General features: G+C 34.6%; 20 protein-coding genes, 3 pseudogenes and 1 other annotated feature. Of the genes and pseudogenes, 8 read left to right on the plus strand and 15 right to left on the minus strand.

What is annotated here, in order from left to right:
- Positions 1–361: 361 nt before the first annotated feature.
- The 8 genes and pseudogenes from NSS74_RS13035 to NSS74_RS13070 all read right to left on the minus strand — a co-directional run bounded on the left by NSS74_RS13035 (position 362) and on the right by NSS74_RS13070 (position 7,025).
- A complete protein-coding gene (locus NSS74_RS13035) occupies positions 362–1,240 on the minus strand; it encodes a class I SAM-dependent methyltransferase (protein WP_033709779.1) in 879 nt (292 codons plus the stop codon).
- Positions 1,241–1,361: 121 nt separating this feature from the next.
- A complete protein-coding gene (locus tag NSS74_RS13040; RefSeq protein WP_033709025.1) occupies positions 1,362–1,574 on the minus strand; it encodes a hypothetical protein in 213 nt (70 codons plus the stop codon).
- Between the two features lie 17 nt (positions 1,575–1,591).
- Positions 1,592–1,933 (minus strand): annotated as a pseudogene (locus tag NSS74_RS13045) (DUF2085 domain-containing protein).
- A gap of 245 nt (positions 1,934–2,178) precedes the next feature.
- Positions 2,179–3,867, minus strand: coding sequence for an arginine--tRNA ligase (gene argS, locus NSS74_RS13050; protein ID WP_149190446.1), 1,689 nt, complete (start codon positions 3,865–3,867; stop codon positions 2,179–2,181).
- A gap of 45 nt (positions 3,868–3,912) precedes the next feature.
- Positions 3,913–4,127 (minus strand) — a binding site (T-box leader).
- Positions 4,128–4,167: 40 nt separating this feature from the next.
- Positions 4,168–4,944 carry a class I SAM-dependent methyltransferase gene (locus NSS74_RS13055; RefSeq protein WP_002141576.1) on the minus strand — a complete coding sequence of 259 codons (777 nt, stop codon included), beginning with the start codon at positions 4,942–4,944 and terminating at the stop codon, positions 4,168–4,170.
- 49 nt (positions 4,945–4,993) lie between these two features.
- Entirely contained in the window at positions 4,994–5,428 is a 435-nt protein-coding gene (locus tag NSS74_RS13060; RefSeq protein ID WP_002012568.1) for a BrxA/BrxB family bacilliredoxin, read from the minus strand.
- Positions 5,429–5,510: 82 nt separating this feature from the next.
- The gene (locus NSS74_RS13065) at positions 5,511–5,894 is read right to left on the minus strand and encodes a thiol-disulfide oxidoreductase DCC family protein (RefSeq protein ID WP_061688395.1); all 384 of its coding nucleotides are present in this window, start codon (positions 5,892–5,894) and stop codon (positions 5,511–5,513) included.
- Positions 5,895–5,897: 3 nt separating this feature from the next.
- On the minus strand, positions 5,898–7,025 hold the full coding sequence (locus NSS74_RS13070; RefSeq protein ID WP_002031644.1) for a conserved virulence factor C family protein: 1,128 nt from the start codon (positions 7,023–7,025) through the stop codon (positions 5,898–5,900).
- A 257-nt stretch (positions 7,026–7,282) separates the two neighbouring features.
- On the opposite strand from NSS74_RS13070, the gene NSS74_RS13075 reads away from it, so the two are divergent.
- Positions 7,283–8,416, plus strand: a complete 1,134-nt coding sequence (locus tag NSS74_RS13075) for an FAD-dependent oxidoreductase (protein WP_002141574.1) — start codon at positions 7,283–7,285, stop codon at positions 8,414–8,416.
- 144 nt (positions 8,417–8,560) lie between these two features.
- Positions 8,561–9,151, plus strand: a complete 591-nt coding sequence (locus NSS74_RS13080) for a TetR/AcrR family transcriptional regulator (RefSeq protein WP_002136037.1) — start codon at positions 8,561–8,563, stop codon at positions 9,149–9,151.
- A gap of 49 nt (positions 9,152–9,200) precedes the next feature.
- On the opposite strand, the gene NSS74_RS13085 is transcribed toward NSS74_RS13080, so the two are convergent.
- The 5 genes from NSS74_RS13085 to NSS74_RS13105 all read right to left on the minus strand — a co-directional run bounded on the left by NSS74_RS13085 (position 9,201) and on the right by NSS74_RS13105 (position 13,397).
- Positions 9,201–9,539 carry a single-stranded DNA-binding protein gene (locus NSS74_RS13085; RefSeq protein WP_061688394.1) on the minus strand — a complete coding sequence of 113 codons (339 nt, stop codon included), beginning with the start codon at positions 9,537–9,539 and terminating at the stop codon, positions 9,201–9,203.
- A 161-nt stretch (positions 9,540–9,700) separates the two neighbouring features.
- Positions 9,701–9,955 (minus strand): DUF4318 domain-containing protein, encoded by a 255-nt coding sequence (locus NSS74_RS13090; protein ID WP_061688393.1) that lies wholly within the window; start codon positions 9,953–9,955, stop codon positions 9,701–9,703.
- 95 nt (positions 9,956–10,050) lie between these two features.
- Positions 10,051–10,782 (minus strand): Bax inhibitor-1/YccA family protein, encoded by a 732-nt coding sequence (locus tag NSS74_RS13095; RefSeq protein WP_002141570.1) that lies wholly within the window; start codon positions 10,780–10,782, stop codon positions 10,051–10,053.
- Between the two features lie 75 nt (positions 10,783–10,857).
- Positions 10,858–12,753, minus strand: coding sequence for an ABC-F family ATP-binding cassette domain-containing protein (locus tag NSS74_RS13100; protein ID WP_002127139.1), 1,896 nt, complete (start codon positions 12,751–12,753; stop codon positions 10,858–10,860).
- A complete protein-coding gene (locus tag NSS74_RS13105) occupies positions 12,750–13,397 on the minus strand; it encodes an HD domain-containing protein (RefSeq protein WP_002012557.1) in 648 nt (215 codons plus the stop codon). The genes NSS74_RS13100 and NSS74_RS13105 overlap by 4 nt, the downstream gene beginning before the upstream one ends.
- A gap of 109 nt (positions 13,398–13,506) precedes the next feature.
- On the opposite strand from NSS74_RS13105, the gene NSS74_RS13110 reads away from it, so the two are divergent.
- From NSS74_RS13110 to NSS74_RS13130, 5 genes and pseudogenes are all read left to right on the plus strand, one after another.
- The gene (locus tag NSS74_RS13110; protein WP_002065129.1) at positions 13,507–14,184 is read left to right on the plus strand and encodes a hypothetical protein; all 678 of its coding nucleotides are present in this window, start codon (positions 13,507–13,509) and stop codon (positions 14,182–14,184) included.
- 334 nt (positions 14,185–14,518) lie between these two features.
- Positions 14,519–15,718 carry a WXG100 family type VII secretion target gene (locus tag NSS74_RS13115; RefSeq protein WP_340813734.1) on the plus strand — a complete coding sequence of 400 codons (1,200 nt, stop codon included), beginning with the start codon at positions 14,519–14,521 and terminating at the stop codon, positions 15,716–15,718.
- A gap of 17 nt (positions 15,719–15,735) precedes the next feature.
- Entirely contained in the window at positions 15,736–16,023 is a 288-nt protein-coding gene (locus NSS74_RS13120; RefSeq protein WP_002141482.1) for a contact-dependent growth inhibition system immunity protein, read from the plus strand.
- A gap of 315 nt (positions 16,024–16,338) precedes the next feature.
- A pseudogene (locus NSS74_RS13125) lies at positions 16,339–16,748 on the plus strand (RNase A-like domain-containing protein); the annotation flags it as partial.
- A gap of 12 nt (positions 16,749–16,760) precedes the next feature.
- Complete coding sequence (locus NSS74_RS13130) at positions 16,761–17,060, plus strand: contact-dependent growth inhibition system immunity protein (protein WP_002141479.1); 300 nt, start codon at positions 16,761–16,763, stop codon at positions 17,058–17,060.
- A gap of 371 nt (positions 17,061–17,431) precedes the next feature.
- On the opposite strand, the pseudogene NSS74_RS13135 reads toward NSS74_RS13130, so the two are convergent.
- Positions 17,432–17,704: pseudogene (locus tag NSS74_RS13135) on the minus strand (IS3-like element ISBt2 family transposase); the annotation flags it as partial.
- A 157-nt stretch (positions 17,705–17,861) separates the two neighbouring features.
- Positions 17,862–18,137, minus strand: coding sequence for a stage V sporulation protein S (locus NSS74_RS13140; protein ID WP_002035358.1), 276 nt, complete (start codon positions 18,135–18,137; stop codon positions 17,862–17,864).
- Positions 18,138–18,668: 531 nt separating this feature from the next.
- Between NSS74_RS13140 and NSS74_RS13145 the strand changes: the two genes are divergently transcribed.
- Positions 18,669–19,253, plus strand: coding sequence for a hypothetical protein (locus NSS74_RS13145; protein ID WP_002127124.1), 585 nt, complete (start codon positions 18,669–18,671; stop codon positions 19,251–19,253).
- Positions 19,254–19,293: the final 40 nt, after the last annotated feature.

Genomic DNA, 19,293 nt, shown 5'->3' on the forward strand with positions numbered 1-19,293 from the left:
ATTATTATTTATACTGCCATTTGCAAGCAGTATTCTAACCTACTTGCTTAGATTTTACACATCATATAGTATGCATTCAACTAAAACCTCATATAATGAACGATATTATTTAATATTATTCAAGTTTATAACTAAATATCTTAAAAACGATACTTTTTCTCGTTATTTTGTTTAATTTGATTAAATAACATATATTATTCGAAGATGGGTTTTATCTTCTTTTTTGAGGCTTCATTCAGTGGATGAAATTATATTAACGATTTGATAAGATATATCGATTTACCGAAAAATCTTGATAATAATGATAACCTTATTAGAAATATAGCAATTCTCCTTCTCTCTTACTTTTCTAATATGATATTTACTTCTTTATTTCACCAAATGTAATTTTCATATTCGGAGCATATACTAAAGATGAATGCATATGAAATGCTTTAAAAAACCGTAGTTCCGCTTCATATTGAGCTAACGCTTCTTCATATGTTAATCCTCTGGCCATTAAAAGTTCTATAAATTGCTGTTTATCACCTGGACTGCCCGCAATTCCCTCTTCTTTTAATGAATGATACAAACTATATTTATCATTATGATGCATATTAGAGTCTAAAAAGTTCACCTTATCACTTACTCTACATTCGATATTTCCCACACCCAATTCACTTAAATACATAGGTATTTTGATACCGATATTTCCATCTTTATCGTTTCTCTGTGTGTCCCTTTCAAATAATTTCTGCAAAATACCTATCTGGATAATTTCCGATTGATTCTCTCCATCTAATACGTATGAAGACATATTTGACATCCAATGTGGTTCAAAACAGATTATTTTACCCCCTTGTTTAATTGAATGTATCATCTTCTCTAGCATCGTTTTTGGGGAACTCATATGTAATAAGAAAGCCTGACAGATTGCTATATCATATTTATTTTCCAATTCAATTTCTGTAGCATCTCCTTCAATAAATTCTGATTCATATGGAAGCGAACGAAACAACTCTCTCGCTTCAGCTATTAATGCTTCCCCGCTATCAATGCCTGTATACTTTGATCCCTTTGGAAGCAATGGCAACAAAACTAAGCCTAAATAACCATATCCACAACCATAATCAACAATATGTACCGGTTCAGAAATCTTCCAAACTGTATTTACTAAAAAACTTAAATAATCGTCATTGTAATATAAATCTCTCGTATTTTTTAAATATGTTAGTTTGCTGTTCCAATCATACTCTTTCAGGTCCAACACCTCCTTTTATATACAAAACTAAAGTTCTCCATTTAATAGTCACATTCCTACACTTCTAATAAAAAAAGCTAGTATACCTTAAATGATACACTAACTTTTCCACTCGCATAATTTAACAATTACAATCAGTATAATCGGTACAAGCTAATGTACTGCAATCACAGTTTCTATGTTCGTCATTTCTTTTTAGGTGAAAATAGAGTAACACAATAAATATTGTACAAATAACAAAAGCAATTATTGCTTCTATATTTCTTTCATAAATGAGAAAACTAATCCCGCTTCCTCCTGAAATAAGAATTAAAACTAAGTAGATCCAAAACATGTAAAGTTCTCCTTCCGTTAATATATGCTTTTAGATGTTATCCATATAATGCTAGAGGCAATAAATAGCCCCATACCATTACCGCTTAATAAACCAGTCGTTACTCTTAGTAAATTTGTGCTGCTTCTCCATTTCCATTTTTGGGTGAATCCATCAATAAGTAACGGAATTTGAGCGGAAAATGATAGTATTATTGCAGGCAGAAACTAAGGTGTCATATAAAAATAAATTGGAAACATTAAAATACCGATAAACATGCCTGTACAACGCGCACATAAAGGTATGTATTTTTGTAGTTTAAGAAAACTTCTTTCCGGTAGTCTATGACAAGGAATATGTAAAATGAAAGCTCGAATCAATACGGACCATCCTCTCTACAAATATTTTAATTGATTTCGCAACATAATTATAGAGTTCTTACACTTCGCAGCGTATAACTCTTTATAGATAAGAGTTTATTTAAGAAAATACAAAAAGACAAGACAGGCTAATAATCGCCTGTTTTGTCTTTTTGTTACTCTATATTACGCTTTAATTTGATTTGTAGTTTATTAGTAAAGTAATGTGATTATTTCTCTCGGCGCATAAGCACAAAATTTTTATTTTACATCTCCTCAGGTGCCCCTACCCCAAGTAAACGTAATCCCTCTTTTAATACAACCGTCACAGCATAAGCTAATGCGAGTCTACTCTCTTTCTCTTCGCTCTCTTCTAATATACGAACATTTCCATAATATTTATTGAACGCTTGCGCTACATCTAATACGTATTTTGAAATAATAGATGGCTCATTTTTGTTGAAGGCCGCTTCAATTGCTTGCGGGAATTTATTGAGTAATTTTACTACACTCCAGCTGTAATCGTCTTTTAATTCAAAAGTACACGTTTCAAATTCTACACTTTCTTTTCTTAAAATAGAGCAGGCACGCGCATGTGTGTACTGCACATATGGTCCTGTTTCTCCTTCAAATTTCAACATATTTTCTAATGAGAATTCGATATTATGCATACGCTCATTTTTTAAATCGTGGAAGATAACTGCTCCAACACCGACTTGTTTTGCCACGTCTTCTTTTTGTTTTAAATTAGGATTTTTCTCTTCAATATTTTGTTCCGCAAGCGCAACAGCTTCTTCTAACACTTCTTCCAATAAAATAATTCTGCCCTTACGTGTCGACATTTTCTTACCATCTTTTAATATGAACCCGAACGGTACATGTTCCATACCATCGACCCAGTCATAACCAAGCTTTTTTAATACAGTGAAAAATTGATTGAAATGTAAGCTTTGTTCTGGGCCTACAACATATAACGCTTTATCAAATTCGTATGTGTTTTGACGATACAATGCCGCTGTTAAATCACGTGTTGCGTAAATGGTAGCACCATCTGATTTTCTAATTAAACATGGCGGCATACCTTCTTCTTCTAAATTAACGACTAATGCCCCTTCTGATTCTTCCAGTAAGTCGTACTCTTCTAACATCCCAATAAAGTCTTCCATTTTATCGTTATAGAAAGCTTCTCCTTGAAAGTTTGTAAATTCCACACCGAGAAGTTCATAAATACGAGAAAATTCTTTTAAAGACTCATGACGGAACCAATTCCAAAGTTCGACTGCTTCTTCATTTCCTTCTTCTAGTTTTTTAAACCATGAGCGTCCTTCTTCTTCTAGTTCTTTGTTCTCTTTTGCTTCTTCATGAAACTGAACATATAACTTAAATAACTCACGAATTGGATCCTCTTTAACAACTTCTTCATTTCCCCATTTTCTATATGCAGTAATTAACTTTCCAAACTGCGTGCCCCAATCGCCAATATAATTGATTCCGACAACTTCATACCCACATTTTTCGGCGATATGTTTCAGCGAATTACCAATCATTGTAGAACGTAAATGCCCCATTGAAAAAGGTTTCGCGATATTAGGAGAGGAATAATCGATAACTACCGTTTTTTCACATCCAAAGTGATTTTGACCGTACTCTTCTTTCTCCGCTAAAATCGTTTTTAATACTTTATCACTTACTGTTTCACGATTAAAAAATACATTTACATAAGGACCCACAGCCTCTACTTTCGTAAAGAACGGATCATTTAATTTCTCCGCCAATTCCTTCGCTATAATAGCTGGTGATTTTTTATATTGCTTCGCTAGTGAAAAGCATGGGAACGCTGCATCTCCGAATTCATTTTGTTTTGGTGTTTCGATTAAATCTAAAATTTGATTTTGTGTTAATTCATTTGTAAAAATATTCGATAAACTTTTCGCAAACTGCGTTTTATAATTCATACTATAACCTCCTTATTTTTTAAAACACAAAAAACTCGTCTCTAAAAAAGAGACGAGTTTTAACCCGTGGTACCACCCTTGTTGTTCATTTCGAACCACTTTCCCGTTTATAACGAGGACAGGGGGCCTCGGCTTACTCTACTATTCGTTCAAGAAGCGTCTCCGAAGTGCGCTTCATCTTTTTCTTCTGCACTAGGCTCACACCATCCCTAGCTCGCTTTCCTTCTGAAAAAGACTACTCTCTTCATCACAGACAGTATATTTAATTAATTATTGCTTATTATACATCTTTTCAAACAATTAGCAAGGGTCAATTACACCAAAGTGAAACTTAGCACTTTTTCTTTTGTATACGTGAAAATTATGTTTTTCAAATCTAGAACTACGAAAATGATCTTTCAGAACGACACGCTTTCTCGCCACACGCTTCGCTTCCGCAATTGTTTCGTCAGTAATATCATGATACAAAGCGAAGTGTTTTAATCCTTTAATTCCATCTGATTCTATGACAGTTTCTTCAAACATTGGATCAAGGTAAACAACGTCATAACTATTATCTTCACATTGTTTTAAAAATGCAAAATGCTCTGTTTGCTTTACATCGATTCTTTGCATTGCTTCATCGATTTCAGAAACGGATGAAGACCATGTTTGCAAGCCTTTTCCCATGATGTAAGACATATATTCGTTTCCTTCAAGCCCTGTTACTTTTCCACTTTCACCAACAACATAACTAGCTACAATACTATCTGATGCCATACCGAGCGTACAATCTAATACTGTCATTCCGCTCTCTAATTTAGCAGCTTGTATAAATGGATCATGTTCTCCGCGCATTAACCTTTTCACACGAAACATCGCTGAGTTTGGATGAAAGAAAAACGACTCTTCCGTACCTTTTGGATAAATGGCTAATCGATTTTTCCCTACGACAAGTACATCTTGTTCATACTGCTCATGCAGTTTATGTACTGGTATGTCATTACGTTTAACGAAAGAAAGATTTAATTCTGCTGCTACCTTGTTTGCATAATCTTTCATTTCTTTATTTGTTCTTCCTGCTGTTGTTACTATCATTTTTTCACCTCTATATAAAGAAAAGAGGGAGATTCACTCTCCCCCTACTTTAGCAATTCTTTTCGAAAGCTTGTTCTAAGTTTGTAATAATTTCGTCCATTGTTGCGCCTTCAATTTCATGACGGTGAATGAAGTGAACAACTTCTTTTCCTTTTAGTAATGCCATAGATGGTGAAGATGGAGGAATTTCTCCGAAGTATTCACGCATTTTTACAGTAGCATCTTTATCTTGACCTGCAAATACAGTTACAAGATGATCAGGTTGTTTTTCAGCACGTACAACCGCTTGACCTGCTGATGGGCGTGCTAAACCAGCTGCACAACCACAAACAGAGTTTACAACTACTAAAGTTGTACCTGATGCATTCTCCATAAATTCTGTTACAGCTTCTTCTGTAGTTAACTCTTCAAATCCAGAACGCACTAACTCTTGGCGCATTGGAATTACCATTTGACGCATGTATTCTTCATATGCATTTGACATCTTGTATCTCTCCTTCAACTTTCATTCCAAATTTATCATATCACGCTCTATTAATAGGTGCAAAAGAAAGATAACGATGATTTCATTTTTTTGTAGGGATTTCACAAACCCCTTCACGACAGTGTCCAACTGGGACAAGTTTTCTATTGTTGGCAATATAATCGTATACTTTACTTCCAAATCCAAGTATGATAGATAGTTTTATAAAAGGTACTGCAAACCAATAAGATGGAACGGCCTTTGCTAATACGTTAATGCTATGAATTCCGTCATACCACTTATTATTTTTTAAAATATACAATCTTTGTTCCATCTTACTTTGTAATTCTTGAGAAAGTTCATACTTCTCAACTACATCTTCATCTCGAAATGAAACAAATTTCATCTTACCCTTTTTATCTAATCTTTTCGTACGTTCTGCAACCGCCGTACACATCGGGCACCAACTATCATAGAAAACAATCATAAACTATTCCCCTTTACGAGACTCCGTCATTTGCTTCCATACTGATCCTTTTGCTTCTTCGCCGCCTTCAATACGTTCTAAAGCTAAACGTGCTTGCATCGCCACTTCAAACTCCGGATCATCTTCTGCTGCTTTTAGTGCCGGAATTGCACTTTCATCACCAAGTTCAAATAAGAACATTGCTGCACGCCAGCGTACTAATTTACTTGAATCTTTCAGAGATTTAATCATAACGAACATCGCTGCTGGATCACCTACGTCTGATAAGCAATCTCCTGCTGTACGACGAACACTTACTGAACGATCTAATAACGCTTTATATAATAACGGCAATACTCCTTCACCTTTTACCATACCTAAATAAGCTGTTGCTAAACGGCGGATAGATACTTTCTCATCATCTAATGCCATTTTCAATACCATCATATCTTCTTCCGTTGGATCCATTTGTTCTAAAGCTGCAAAACGGTTTTTCCAGTCAGAATCTTTCATCATCTCTTCTGTTACTTTATATGGCTCACGCTTTTGAATCGTTACTTCAACAGCACCTGCCTGGTTTAATAATTCTTTAACCGTTTCATTTACACGTTCTTCTGAATAAGCAGCAATAATTTCTTCTACTACTTCTTTCCCGATTTCTTCAAAATTACCGTAACGTGTACTTTGCTCTACCCACTTACGCTCTTTCACAACGTTAGGTGCAGACATTTGCACTTTCATAATTGATTCTTTAAAACGATCAGGTAAACCAACACGCTCTTCTGAGGTTCCATCTGTTAACTTCACTTGCATCGGAATTGTAAAGAACATTTGAACAAACACTTTCACTTCTCCAAAATGAGAAAGTTGTTGTTCTTCGCTTTCTTCCACTATTTCTTCACCGAAAACAGCACGAACTTGTTGTAATAAAACTTTCCAGTCATACTTCGCATTTCGCTCCACTGCTAAAAAGTCTGCAACATGATACACACCTTTAATGCCTTCAATCTTCAAAATTTCTTGCACTTGCACTGGTGCTTGTTCTTTATTTTCATTTGTATAATTATTACGCGCTCCTGATGGTAATACTTCATTCAAAATAACTTTCATTGTATTTGGACTTGGCGTCGGTTCAATTGCTTTAATCTTCACGTAAAAAACTCTCCTTTATTGCGTGTTCTTAGCTGTATTGTAACATGTTATCCCTCTATACTCCTACTCGGATGCTTAATTTTACTAATTCCTCTTCTACATTTTTAGAATTTCAATTATTTCTATTTTCACCTAATCGTTCCGGAACTATAGTTAAAAGTCTAATTGACAATAACAAAAAAAGGTATTAATCTTAACTCATAAAATGACCGTGGTCATTTTATGAGTTAAGTCACTTAATTGTGGAGGGATAACAAATGAATAATGTCATGGTTATAGGTGGTGGTATTGCTGGTCTTTGTGTAGCAATTTCCTTACAAAAAATAGGATTAGATGTAAAAGTATATGACAAAAATATTGAAACTACTGTTGCTGGTGCAGGTATTATCATTGCCCCAAATGCGATGCAAGCACTTGAACCATACGGAATTTCTGAGCAAATAAAAAAATTTGGCAACGAAAGTGACGGTTTTAACCTTGTATCCGAAAAAGGAACTATATTTAGTAAATTGACCATTCCAGCTTGTTATCCAAAAATGTACTCGATTCATAGAAAAGATTTACATCAATTGCTACTTTCCGAACTACAAGAAGGTACTGTCGAATGGGGAAAAGAGTGCGTAAAAATAGAACAAAATGAAGAAAACGCCTTAAAAATATTATTTCAAGATGGTAGTGAAGCACTCGGCAATATACTCATTGCTGCAGATGGTATTCATTCTGTCGTTCGAAAACAAGTAACACAAAGTGACGGTTATCGTTATGCCGGTTATACGTGTTGGCGCGGCGTAACTCCAGCTCATAGTCTATCTTTAACAAACGATTTCATTGAAACTTGGGGAACAAACGGTAGATTTGGTATCGTCCCTCTCCCAAACAACGAAGTATACTGGTATGCGCTCATAAACGCTAAAGCTAGAGATCCCAAATACAAGGATTACACAACAGCAGATTTGTATAATCATTTCAAAACTTACCATAACCCCATCCCATCTATTTTAAATAACGCCTCTGACATTGATATGATTCATCGTGATATTGTAGACATTATTCCAATGAAACAGTTTTTTGACAAACGCATCGTCTTTATTGGGGATGCTGCCCATGCACTTACACCTAATTTAGGCCAAGGAGCTTGTCAGGCAATTGAAGATTCTATTATTCTTGCTGAATGCATCAAAAATAATGCCCACTATCGCCAAGCATTTATAGAATACGAACAAAAAAGACGAGAAAGAATTGAAAAAATCTCAAACACTGCGTGGAAAGTTGGAAAAATGGCACAAATAGAAAGTAAACCTTTAACTATACTAAGAAACCAAGCAATGAAACATATTCCGAAATGGATTTCTAATAGGCAAGCACATGAACTATACAGTTTTCATTTATGACAAACTCCAACGAAAAGTATGAACGGAATTCTCTCTATCCTTCTTTCAATTGTATTAAACAGTAAAATTAGGAGGCATGAAATAAGATTTCATTTGAGATACTCTAATAAACAGATATAATTGTTTGTATTAGGAGTCGATTATATGCTTAGAGAAACGAGAAAAAAAGAATTAAAAGAACTTATATTCCTAAAAGCAGTACAGCTCTTTCAAGAACGTGGATACGAAAATGTAACGGTTCAAGATATTACTACTGCATGCGGGATTGCAAAAGGAACTTTCTTCAACTACTTTCCGAAAAAAGAAAACATATTATTATTTTTAGGTGATTCTCAAATTGAACTATGGAATGAAAGTTTAAAAACGTATGAAAATGTGGAACATCCAAAAGAACGAATCAAACTTGTTTTAGGAGACTTACTAGATCGCTTTACTGGACATGGAGAATTAATGAAGCATGCTGTTTTTGAAATTATTAAATCTAACTACTTAGTAGAAAATGAATTAAAAAGTATACAACAGCTACAAGAAAGTTTGTCTTCAATTATTACAGCAGCGAAAGAAACAGGAAAATTAAACAGTCAATGGGATATAAATATTATCACTTCTACTATTATGAGTACTTATTTTTATACACTCATGTCCCAATCCCTATTAAATTCTAATGAAACAAATGCGAAAAATATACTCAATCAACAGTTAGATGTTGTTTGGGAAGGTATCAATCAAAAATAATAGAGGGCTATGCTACAAAGCCCTCTTAACTTTTAATACTCTTTACATCTTATTGCGATACCCCCTCCCTCCTTCTCTCCAGAAATGTAATGCTCTCAATCAGAACTTCAGTTCTATATACTCTCTTTCCTTGTTCATCATCGTAATTACTCGTATGAATACGCCCTGTAATCCCAACAAGTGAGCCTTTCGTACAATATTCTGTTACATTTTCAGCCGACCTTCTCCATACAACACAATTAATAAAATCTACTTGTTGCTCACCTAAACTATTTCGAAAACCTCTATTCACCGCAACACATATTCGTGCATAAGCGACACCTTGTTTTGTGTAGTATAATTCTGGCTCCTTTGTCAATCTACCGATTAATACAACTCGATTCATCATAAGTTATACCACCTCACATATTTTTCTTCATTGTAAAGAAAAATGTTGGAAGGGTAAAAAGCGCAAAATGATATGTTTGTTAGCAAAAATTATTACTTTATATCTTACAAATCAAAAAAAGAAATCCTACATAGTTTAAACATGTAAAGTTTCCAAAAATATTATACTTCACTGCAAGATATGTAATATCCTCCGCGAGCCATCTTTATTTCAGCGCGGTACATTACATTTTCTAAGTAGAAAGTAATCGGTTTAACTTTACTCTCAAATTTCAATTGTTCATTACATTCTGTCGCATGTCCTTCAATAGCTGAACGAATGACTTCTGCTGACGGATATGTTAAAGCGTTATCTAGTTCTATGAAAAAACTTTTAGAAAATAGTTTTTTCATAATCCCTTTTTTCTCTTTCATCATATTCCATCCCCCTTCAATTTAAGTCGCCAACATCCATATTTTCAATTTATCTTTAAAAACAAAAAAACCTGCACATTTCATGCAGGATTTTTTTATTAGTCATTTTTCGTAAAGTAAGAAACGAAACGAAGAATTTCTAAGTATAACCATACTAGCGTCATCATTAGACCCATTGCACTGTACCACTCCATATATTTTGGAGCTTGGCTACGTGCACCATTTTCGATTAAATCGAAATCTAGTAATAAATTTAATGCAGCAACTACAATAATAACTGCACTAATGATAATACCGATTGTTCCACCTTGGTGAATATATGGAACTGTAACACCGAACATGTTTAGTAAGAATACGATTAAATACATAACCATAATTCCCATTGTCGCTGCGATTACACCTGTGCGGAATTTATCAGTTACTTTTACTACGCGTGTTGCATACAACACTAGCATTGCAAATAGAATTGAAACTGTTAGTAAGACAGCGTTTAAAACGATAGTATCGCCAAATTTCATTGTATAAATCGCTGAAATACTCCCTAATACAACCCCTTCTACCGCTGCATAGATTGGCGCACCGATAGGTGAAATGCGCGGGAAGAATATAGACGCAAATGCGACGATTGCCGCAATAACTAAAGCGCCAATTAATACTGGCATCTTCATCGTACCTTGCGTCATCTGTATGTATGAATAGACAGACGTTGCAAGCAGCAAGATAAGCATGATAAACGTTTTGCCTACTGTTCCGCCAATAGTCATCGCAGAAGTATTTGCTCCCTCTTTACGGAATGCCTCTTTTTTCAACATTGGATTAGATGTTCTCATTTTTTCCCTCCTAAAATAGGTTCTACCAATAGTGTAAAGTTTTTCTCTTTACTTTTCAATATATGCAGCTTGTTTTTATTTTAATCCTTCAACGATGTCGGATAGTTCACTCCATCGTTCCATCGTTTTTTCTAGCTCTTCTTCTATCTTCTGCCCTGCTTCAGATAATTCTTGGGCCTTTGTGAAGTCAGATCCAACATTCGTAAGTTCTTCTCCAATTGATTCAAGTTTCTCTTCTAGTTGTGCAATTGTATCTTCAATTGTTTCCCATTCACGCTGCTCATTGTAAGAAAGTTTACGTTTACGTTGTTGTTTCGGAGCCTCTTCTACTACTTTTTTCTCCTTTTGAACTTCTGCTTTCTCAATGAGTTCTCTCGTTTTTTCCATTTCTAAATACTCTGTATAACTACCTAGGAATTCACGCACTTCGCCTTCGCCAGTAAAGATGAACAATTCATCTACTACTTTATCTAAGAAGTAACGGTCATGCGATACAGTTAAAACGACACCTGGGAAATCTTCTAAATAATCTTCTAGCACTGTTAATGTTTGTGTGTCTAAATCATTCGTAGGCTCATCAAGTAATAGTACGTTTGGTTCTCCCATTAAAATACGCAATAAATATAACCGTCTTCTTTCGCCACCAGATAGTTTACCAAGCGTTGTTCCATGTGAATGCGGTAGGAATAAGAAACGTTCTAGCATTTGAGATGCGCCAATTACTTTTCCGTCTGTCGTATGAATAACTTCCGCAATTTCTTTAATGTATTCAATCATACGCTGGTTTAAATTCATCTCTTCATTTTCTTGCGTATAATAGGCAACTTTTACAGTTTGTCCTACTTCAATTTCACCACTATCAGGAGAGAATTTTCCTGCAAGCATATTTAATAGTGATGATTTTCCGCTTCCATTTGCTCCGATGATTCCGATACGATCACCAGGCTTCACAATATGATTAAAGTTATGTAATACTGTTTTATCACCAAATTTTTTCGTTACATCTTTTAATTCAAGTACTTTCTTTCCTAAACGACTTCCACTTAGTGCAATATCAACTGATTGCTTCGCTGCTGGTCCTTCTTGTCCCTTCAGCTCATCAAAACGCTGAATACGCGCCTTTTGTTTCGTAGAACGGGCTTTTGCACCACGGCGAATCCAAGCAAGTTCACGACGATATAAATTTTGGCGTTTTGATTCTTGTGCCGATTCTTGCTCTTCACGAAGTGCTTTCGCTTCTAAAAATGTACTGTAGTTTCCTTCGTAGCTATACAGTTTACCGTTATCTAATTCAAAAATACGGTTTGTCACACGATCTAAGAAATAACGATCATGGGTTACAAGTAATACCGCACCTGTATATCTTGCTAAATATTCTTCTAACCATTCAACTGTCTCATGGTCAAGATGGTTCGTAGGCTCATCCAAAATTAATAAATCAGGTGTTTCAATAAAACATTGCGCCATTGCAATACGCTTTTTTTGTCCACCAGATAGGTTTCCAACAGTTGCTGTAAAATCAGTAATTCCTAATTTCGTTAATAACGATTTTGCATTCGCATTTGCTTCCCATGCACTCATCGCATCCATACGTTGCTGCACTGCAAATAATTGTTCCTGTACTTTTTCATTACTTGGATCTTTTTCGATATTTAATAACGATTGTTCATAATCACGAAGAAGACGAATTAAAGGTGTATCACCATGGAACACTTGCTCTAATACTGTTAGTTTTTCATCAAACTCTGGTTGCTGTGATAAATAACTAATTGTATATCCGCGTGAATGCGTCATATCACCTGTATCAGGAGTTTCTAATCCTGCAATAATTTTTAATAACGTTGATTTACCAGTACCGTTTACACCGATAATTCCGACACGTTGTCCTTCTGTAATACTACATGATAATCCATCAAATAACGGTTTTTCTCCGTATGATTTCGATAAGTTCTCCACAGTTAACATTTTCATATTTGTGCATTCCACTCTTTCATAAATTGTTCAATAAACTGTTCCATATAACGATGACGAACTTCAGCCTCTTGTTTTGCTGCGTTCGTGTTCATTAAATCTTTTAGTTTTAAAAGCTTTTCATAAAAATGATTTAAAGATGGATCATTATTTTTTCTATATTCATCTTTCGTCATCACTTCTCGAGGAGGGATAGTTGGATCATACATTAATCTCCCTTTCGCTCCTCCGTATGCAAACGTTCGAGCTATTCCAATTGCACCAAGAGCATCTAAACGATCCGCATCTTGAACAATTCTACCTTCAAGTGACTCAACTGTGCCACCATGACCGCCCTTATAAGACATATTGGCGATGATATGAAGAACATGCTTACTTTCATCTTCTTCAACACGTAACTCTTCTAACCAATCAGAAACTTTTTTCATTCCTGCTTCTTCACTCTCATTTAACTTCTCATCTGCTACATCGTGAAGTAATGCTGCCATTTCAATTATAAAACGATTTCCCCCTTCTTGCTCGGATAAAGAAATCGCCAATTTATGTACGCGTTCAATATGATACCAATCATGCCCACTCGCATCTTTTTCTAAAATATGCTTTACGAAAGTTATTGTTTTTTGTATTTTTTCTTGTTTTATCATTTTATCTTCACCCAGTTACTTATTGTAACACGCCCGCATTTTTTCATCACATATTTTCTTGTCCGCCCATACACTAGGTGGTAGGCATCATTATGAAGGAGGAATAAAAATGTTCTATAATAACCAACCACCTTACCCACAACAACCTCTTTATCCTCAACATCAGGAACAAAGATATGCTGAACAATATGAGGAGCAAGAGACACAACATCAAGAGCCACAATACGAACAAAATCCATACGCAACACCGCAAAATCAAGAAACTGAATATCCTCAAAACCCTTATGACACACGTCCAAATTATGAATATCCTCAAAATCCATACGTAGCACAACCTAGCCAAGAACCTCAATTTCAAGGTACTCCATACGAGACGCAACCACAATATCAACAAAATCCATACCAACAACAAATGTATCAACCAAACTATGACGCACGTGTCTCACCACCTAAACCACCAACAATTGATCCGACGCAACCACAAATTTTACCACCTGGGCCGACTTTAGATATTACACAACCACAAATTTTACCACCTGGACCTATTACAGAACCAACGCAACAACAAATCCAACAAGTTGTCGGTACACAGTTTTTACCTTTAAAGAAACCTGTACTTGATTTCGTAAAACCTTGGGTAGATTACGGCTTGAATGAAGCGAAACATACATCACACAAACATGCTTTAACAGAAGTTGCTGCGATTATGTTCTTAGTTGGTAAAGGATTCAACCCAACGATTGCTCATTATATTGTAGAATCTTGGGAGAAGAATGAGCAGTTTTAGAATTGTTTATTTATTAATATATTAAAACTAAGAAAGTGCCCCAAACGCCTGTTTCACAAGCATTTCCGGCACTTTCATTTGTTATATTATATTCTATCTCAAAAGGAAATTTCATATTTTTTCACGTGTTTTTATATTATTTGTAAGCAAATAATATCCTTAAGTAAATTTTAAATACTATAATTTAAAAAGTCTGACTCAAAATGAATTACTCCATAATATACATAGATAGGCTTCCCTTTTATAGTATGATGTACTTCATTTTTCTCTGCTTTAGATATTTACATTTTTTTCTTCTTTCCTCATAATTTTAATCGGGAGAGTGAGGAAGAAAATGGTTCAAATAAAAATTACGCCTGAAGAACTAGAACAAGTTGCAAAGCGGGCTAATGATACAAAGCATGCGCTAGAATCCATACATAATAATTTATGCAATCAAATTGATTACATGTGTTTCCAATGGACTGGTGCATCGAATCAAAATTTCGTTCAAATGTTCAACAATGCAAGACCATCTGCATTCACAGCTATTAATGCACTTTTGCATGTTGAAGAAGAATTAAAGAGAATTGCTGAGAAATTCCGCGTTACAGATAGTCAAGATGTAACGACTCAAAAAAGTACTACACATAGTAAAGCACCTGAAAAATCTATCCTTGAAAAAGTTTGGGATGGTATAGTAGATGGTGCGGGAGATGCTGTTGGAGATACAATTGACGGTATAAAAGCACTAGGAGACTGGGAAACTTGGAAAGGCATGGGCTATACTGTCACCCATTTAGATGAAGCTTTGCCTGCTATGTGGGATGAATTATCAGATTCTTTTAATAAAGATGTTATAAATGGTGATGCAGAAACCCGCGCAAGATGGGGATCATATGCTTTAACACAAATTGGATTAGGATTCATTGGAGATAAAGGTGTCAGCAAAGCCGCTAAACTAGCTCAAGGTGCTAAATTCTCTCAAGGTATATCAAAAGCTGGACAATTATTTAATAAAGGCGACAACTTGGCTTTTGCAGGTGGTAGTAATGGTATCAAATCTGGATTTGACAGTGCTTTATTTAGACAAGCTGAGGCGGAACTATCAAGCTATCAGTTTGCTAAAGGTGAAAATACTACTACTGTGAAACCTGGTGATAGCAGTTCACTTGCCCCTGGAGGAGGCTTAGCTACACATGAGGCTAGAGGTGGACATTTACTAGAAAGACATGTAGGTAAAACGGATGAAGAACTATTGCAAAGATTAGAAAGTGATACTAGAATAACAGGTGCATCCACCTTTACAGATAGAGCGACAGCTGAAAATATAGCTAACAATGTTTTAAATAACCCTAGAAACCAAGAACTTATTCAAAACTGGTTAAATAATTCACGTAATAATCGGCCCTTAGCCTTACCCTATAGTGGTAATGAAATAATTGGTAGAGGAATTCAAAGAGGTTCTACGACAATTGAGGAAATGACCAATGCTAAAATTATTTTAAAGAAAGATGCAAACGGAAAATTTATTTTAACTGGCTATCCAAATTAATAAATAGGAGGATAAATATGTTATTAAAACACAATCCAGAAGATGAAATTTATCAATTCCTAGCAGGAAACTTTCATCAAGATTCTTTCTATGAAGAGGTAATTCAAGAACTAATAGAAGAGGAAAACAAAGAATATATACAAGATGCTATTATTTTCTTAACTAAATTTATTCAAAGTGATTACAGTAACGAAGAAAAAAATAGATATATAAAAGAAGCTGCAGATGGAATATATTTTGAGGGATTAAAAGTAACACCTTTAGAATGGTTAGAACAAACCGTTGATTTATTAAAAAAAAGATAAAAAATGCAATGCTACCCAAAAGCCGTCTCTACTAAAGGAAACGGCTTTTATCTTACTTCACAAACATATAGACTTCATTTACTGTTACGTTGTATATTTTCCTTTCCATATGGGGCTACCGTATAACAAATATACATTCAATAGTTAGTGAGGTGATAATGACAAATTGTTCAAAGTTATTTGTTATTATCACCCATTAATTTTAAACTTTAATCCTTCATCTACTATGTTCTTCTAATACAGAAATAGAATCTAAAAAAGGAAATCGAAATAACTACCTTTTTTATTTTATAAGTTGTAAAGCTTTCATGTAAGGTAAAACCTGGTGATAGCAGTTCACTTGCTCCTGGAGGAGGCCTAGCTGCACATGAGGCTAGAGGTGGACATTTACTAGAAAGACATGTAGGTAAAACGGATGAAGAACTATTGCAAAGATTAGAAAGTAATTCTACAATAACAGGTGCGTCCACCTTTGCCGATAGAGCTACGGCTGAAAAAATAACAAATGAAGTTTTAAGCAACCCGCAAAATACGGAAAAATAAACAGATGGTTAAATAACCCTAACAGCAGGCCAACCTTACCGTTAAGATACCAAAGTACAGATATTACTGGTAGGCATGTTGCTAGAGGATCAGAAATTATCTCAGAAGTAACAAATGCAAAAATTGTTTTAAAAAAAGACAGAGATGGTAGTTTTATTATTACAGGATATCCAGAAAGATAGATGAGAGTTTACATGAAAGATAAATACACACAATATGAAGAATTAGGTGGTTTTTTAGCAGGAACTTTCCATCAAGATATTGAATCACTCGAATTCGCCATAAACGAATTTATCACTGAAGTTACTAATATATGTTTAGAGAATACGATTGAAGACATTACATCATTCCTACAAAGTGGTTTAACTGTTCATGAAAAAGAAGAGTTCATTAAATATAATGCCGAAATTTATTTTCCTGCTTTAAACCTTACCCCTATAGAATGGCTAGAGCAAATAGTTGACCTCTTAAAAAGAGCATTAAAAAATAAATAGTAAGAACGATTTTCGACCGCCCTTTACAGGTGGTCTTTTACTTTTTTCTACTTCATATATACAAAAGCTTCATTTGTCGTAACATAGTATATTTCCCCCTTTTCTATTGTGTACTTTATATTGTAGCGGATCGTTTACATTTACTTTTTATCCCTTATGGCGATAATTTTAATGACCAATAAATAACCTAGCGACTACTTACAATATCCTCAAACAGGAAATGGATTTGTAATGTCCGAAAACGGACGGATTATTCCAGAATATGAATCTTAGAACCAAAAGACGGAGCGGAAATCTACACGATAATTAATGGTGAAGAAAAATTAGTAGGAGTATATCGCGAAAAATACCAGCATTTTATTCCAGCAACAACAAAATAATTTTGTTTTTAAATGTTTATTTTCTAATCGTAGCTGTTCCAATTCATTTAGCTCTTTTGGCCCTTTTCTATAAGAATATTGTTTTCCTAAAGGTTGTTGAAAACGATAAGTTTGACCTGTACGATACCATTTCATCCATGTCTTAATTTGGGAAACATTTTTAATTTCGAGTATCTCCATAATGGTACGATTTGAATAACCATCCTTTTTCATCTCAATCACTTTCCACTTTATTTCTTCTGGATAATGAACTCTTGTCTTCAAACGAAAAACACCTCCATTGAATTTGCATACTTAGTATGCGAATTCAGGAGGTGTTTTTCTCATGTACCACTATTCGGGTTCACTTCAAAAGTGAGAGTGGTCTTTTTATTGCTTTATCTAGCGACCTTTTCAAATCCCCTTATATTAATGCTCGCTATTAAGACCTTCTCCTTCTAGGACCTACAATTAATTTGATTGCTGTTCTTTCTTGATTATCGATAGTAACCTCTTGAAATGCTGGAACAAGAACCAAGTCAATGCCACTTGGAGCTACAAAACCTCTTGCAATCGCAATTGCTTTAATCGCTTGATTTAAAGAACCAGCTCCAATCACTTGGATTTCTACTTTGCCACTTGCTCTTAGTACGCCCGCTATTGCACCTGCCACTGAATTCGGACTTGATTTTGAGGATACCTTTAATATATTTTCCATGTAAGTTGCTCCCTCTATTATTTAATCTCTCTTTTCTTACTGTTTGAAATATAACTAACGTATCTTTAACTACTATTCGAAATAAATACAAACAATTCTGTATAATTACATTCATTCGATATTTTTTGCCTTCTTCCTGCACAACTACATAAATAAAAAGCGACGACTAAGTTAAAAACTTAATCATCGCTTTATCCATTTCTCTGTTTCACTAAAATGCTGTCCTTTAAATACTTCTCTTCTTTACTTTGGCGATATACTATCTTAAAGTTTAAATACTTCAACATTTTAAAACCTTGGATAGAGTTATCTGCTAAATATTCATCCTTTTTCTTCTCCAAAATTCATTACATAGAATATTCTAACTCCATTTTTTTGAAAACTATATCTCCTCATTAGAGCACTTTATATTATGCCAGCTTTTTATCCCAAATCTATTACCTTATATATGGACAAGTATACACGCCAATTGCTTTTCGATTGCATAAACTACTATGTGTTATACATTTATTAATAATAGGAGGTAATATATTGGGTTCATACTATCATTCTTCAAGTTCATATAAAAGATCTTCATGCCACTCTTCTTCTAGTTCATATAAAAAATGTTCGTGCCATCAATCTTCCAGTTCGTATAAAAAATGTTCATGCGACCATTCACATAAATCATCTAAGCCTGCTTACGGCACTTTTTGGCAAACTGAGTTTATAACTGTTCCTTTTGGCGGTTCTTTTCCGTTTAATCACGTTGGCCCTTTGGCAGGGGGAGTTTCCTTATTAAATCCGACTACTATACAATTTAGTAAAGCTGGTGATTATAGAATTTCTTTCATTTCAAGTATTAACACTACGTTAAATCCTGTATTTCCCCATATTCCAGTCATAACTATATTTTTAAATAATAATCCACTTGCTAATAGTCAAGGTGATTTCGCTTTTCAAATGAATACTTCATCAAATAACGAATGCCTTCAACTAGTTGGCGAAACTATTGTTACGGTGCCTGCTAATTCAACTCTTCAACTTAGAAATAATAGTGGTTTTAATCATCAAAGTATTGTAACTTGTGATAATGGTATAAATTCAGTTGAATTAACAGTTACAAAACTAAGTTAATACTATTCCCTCACATTCAGATGCTATTTCAGCATCTTTT

The sequence above is a fragment of the Bacillus sp. FSL E2-8868 genome, assembly GCF_038005505.1.
Taxonomy (GTDB): domain Bacteria; phylum Bacillota; class Bacilli; order Bacillales; family Bacillaceae_G; genus Bacillus_A; species Bacillus_A mycoides.

What these genes read in the sequence shown, in the direction of transcription:
- NSS74_RS13040 (WP_033709025.1), bottom strand. Translation starts at nt 1,574, where the DNA reads ATGTTTTGGATCTACTTAGTTTTAATTCTTATTTCAGGAGGAAGCGGG.
- argS (WP_149190446.1), bottom strand. Translation starts at nt 3,867, where the DNA reads ATGAATTATAAAACGCAGTTTGCGAAAAGTTTATCGAATATTTTTACA.
- NSS74_RS13055 (WP_002141576.1), bottom strand. Translation starts at nt 4,944, where the DNA reads ATGATAGTAACAACAGCAGGAAGAACAAATAAAGAAATGAAAGATTAT.
- NSS74_RS13060 (WP_002012568.1), bottom strand. Translation starts at nt 5,428, where the DNA reads ATGTCAAATGCATATGAAGAATACATGCGTCAAATGGTAATTCCAATG.
- NSS74_RS13065 (WP_061688395.1), bottom strand. Translation starts at nt 5,894, where the DNA reads ATGATTGTTTTCTATGATAGTTGGTGCCCGATGTGTACGGCGGTTGCA.
- NSS74_RS13075 (WP_002141574.1), top strand. Translation starts at nt 7,283, where the DNA reads ATGAATAATGTCATGGTTATAGGTGGTGGTATTGCTGGTCTTTGTGTA.
- NSS74_RS13080 (WP_002136037.1), top strand. Translation starts at nt 8,561, where the DNA reads ATGCTTAGAGAAACGAGAAAAAAAGAATTAAAAGAACTTATATTCCTA.
- NSS74_RS13085 (WP_061688394.1), bottom strand. Translation starts at nt 9,539, where the DNA reads ATGATGAATCGAGTTGTATTAATCGGTAGATTGACAAAGGAGCCAGAA.
- NSS74_RS13090 (WP_061688393.1), bottom strand. Translation starts at nt 9,955, where the DNA reads ATGATGAAAGAGAAAAAAGGGATTATGAAAAAACTATTTTCTAAAAGT.
- NSS74_RS13095 (WP_002141570.1), bottom strand. Translation starts at nt 10,782, where the DNA reads ATGAGAACATCTAATCCAATGTTGAAAAAAGAGGCATTCCGTAAAGAG.
- NSS74_RS13100 (WP_002127139.1), bottom strand. Translation starts at nt 12,753, where the DNA reads ATGAAAATGTTAACTGTGGAGAACTTATCGAAATCATACGGAGAAAAA.
- NSS74_RS13105 (WP_002012557.1), bottom strand. Translation starts at nt 13,397, where the DNA reads ATGATAAAACAAGAAAAAATACAAAAAACAATAACTTTCGTAAAGCAT.
- NSS74_RS13110 (WP_002065129.1), top strand. Translation starts at nt 13,507, where the DNA reads ATGTTCTATAATAACCAACCACCTTACCCACAACAACCTCTTTATCCT.
- NSS74_RS13115 (WP_340813734.1), top strand. Translation starts at nt 14,519, where the DNA reads ATGGTTCAAATAAAAATTACGCCTGAAGAACTAGAACAAGTTGCAAAG.
- NSS74_RS13120 (WP_002141482.1), top strand. Translation starts at nt 15,736, where the DNA reads ATGTTATTAAAACACAATCCAGAAGATGAAATTTATCAATTCCTAGCA.
- NSS74_RS13130 (WP_002141479.1), top strand. Translation starts at nt 16,761, where the DNA reads ATGAAAGATAAATACACACAATATGAAGAATTAGGTGGTTTTTTAGCA.
- NSS74_RS13140 (WP_002035358.1), bottom strand. Translation starts at nt 18,137, where the DNA reads ATGGAAAATATATTAAAGGTATCCTCAAAATCAAGTCCGAATTCAGTG.